This is a genomic window from Pseudomonadota bacterium (assembly GCA_022361155.1).
In the GTDB taxonomy this organism is placed as follows: domain Bacteria; phylum Myxococcota_A; class Polyangia; order Polyangiales; family JAKSBK01; genus JAKSBK01.
Genome location: JAKSBK010000438.1, coordinates 1 through 1695 on the forward strand (window position 1 = coordinate 1; position 1695 = coordinate 1695).

Below are 1695 nucleotides of genomic sequence, written 5' to 3' on the forward strand. Positions count from 1 at the left end.
AGGCGCCGCGACGTCGATTGGACCGTGGTCGTCGTCATCCTCCGTTGCTGCGCCCGTCAGATCCGTGCCCGCGATCCCTCGCATAGTACCAACAGGGTGTCCAACGCCTATCGGTTCCGCGGACACGACCCCTGACCTAGACTTAGATGGGCCCGCTGGTCTTTGCACCGCGCGCCTAGACTCGGTGTTGGGGGCTCTTGACGTGGATGGGCCCTCGACACCGCATCCTGCCAGCAGCCCGAGCGAAAGGGCACAGGCCCAGCCCGCTCTGCCTGGCTGGCCACCAATGGTCGACGACCACCCACTGAATACCGACGACGTTCCCATAGCATCCTCCCACTTGCCGCAATCGGAGCGGCTAGCCCGCGTTCGTTGGTAGCCTCTTTACGCTACTCCTACTGGACTAAGCGGAAGTCGCTACCGGTGTCAAGGGTGCTCAAAGGGTGCTCCAGGAAGTTTCCTGGACCTGGTCCTCGATCTGGGACATCATGAATGCGGCTTTGATCGCGCAAAATGAACACGCTAGGCTGGCGGCGATTCTTCATGCCCGAATGCGCTTTCAGCTGTCAAACGACGCAGTACACCGCTTTGACCTTCTTCGTAAGACAGCCAACGAAGAGTGTCCTGCTTTGTCACAGCATTAACCCCACAGGGTTGATCGATCTTTTTTCGAGAATTGGCGTCAGATCCAGCCCAAACCCTGCAATTGCTGGAAATATACGTCAAGGCGTCGGATATTCTGACCCGGCTCAACTGGCGGCGTCGGTGGAACAAGAGTCGGTGGAACAAGAGTCGGCGGAACAAGAGAAGCGCCGTAAGATTAAGAGCCAAGCACAGGTACATCCACGAGGCGGAGGTTGTGCTGCGTGTGAGGTTGCATCCGCAGCCGCCGACGTTGGTGGCGCCAGGGAGCAACGCATCGCCAGCGCCAGCGTCGGTTACTGCGTCACGCGGGGTCGCGTCACCGGCGTCGCTGGGCAGCACTGGAGTCTTGCCGTCGGGATTCGGGTCCGGCCCAACGAAAGTCAGGGCGTGCGCTTGCCGGTAGCGCGGCAACGCAAGCATGCAGGCCCGGTGGGCGGGGCGTTTCGCGGGGCGTAGCGCGTGCCAACCCGCATGCGGGTCATTGTCCGGGTTGGCGCGCGCTCCGAGGCCGACGTGCGTGCGCGCCTAGGAATCCGCTGGTGAGCTTGGCCATTGCGCGCACATCGTGCACGTCGGCCGTCCCCGCGAAACGCCCCGCCCACCGGGCCGACCCGCCGGCAGTACACCCCGTTCTTCGCAAAAAACATCTACAAAGCGCTGGCAGCACCCGCATCCACGTCGGAGCCACCCCGGCCAGCCGTAGCGCCGCCGCCACCTGCGACGCCCGTACCGGCAGCACCCGCATCCACACCCCGGCCGCCCGTGCCGCCGCCGCCATCCGCGCCAGCGGCCGCGTCAAGACCGCTGTCGGTCATGGGGCGCAACACCGGCGGCCTGTTGCTGGTCCCGTAGCAGCCATGCGTGCCAAGGAGCACGTGGAGGGTAGCGATCGCGCAGGCGGTCCACGTGGGCGCCCGGTCGTAGCCTCGAACAGGTTTTGTCTGCATGTCCCACTCCCACCGCATCATGGTCCCTGCCGGCCCGCGATGCCCCCCTGACTCACCGTGCATGGCATCCGCGACTCGCATCCGTTGATCGCGTCGCCGTCGC

1 protein-coding gene is annotated in these 1695 nt (G+C 64.5%); it reads right to left on the reverse strand.

Annotated features, from left to right (window positions below):
• Positions 1 to 1292: 1292 nt before the first annotated feature.
• Positions 1293 to 1695 (reverse strand): hypothetical protein (locus MJD61_16640; protein ID MCG8556890.1); only part of this gene is annotated, 403 nt, incomplete at its 5' end.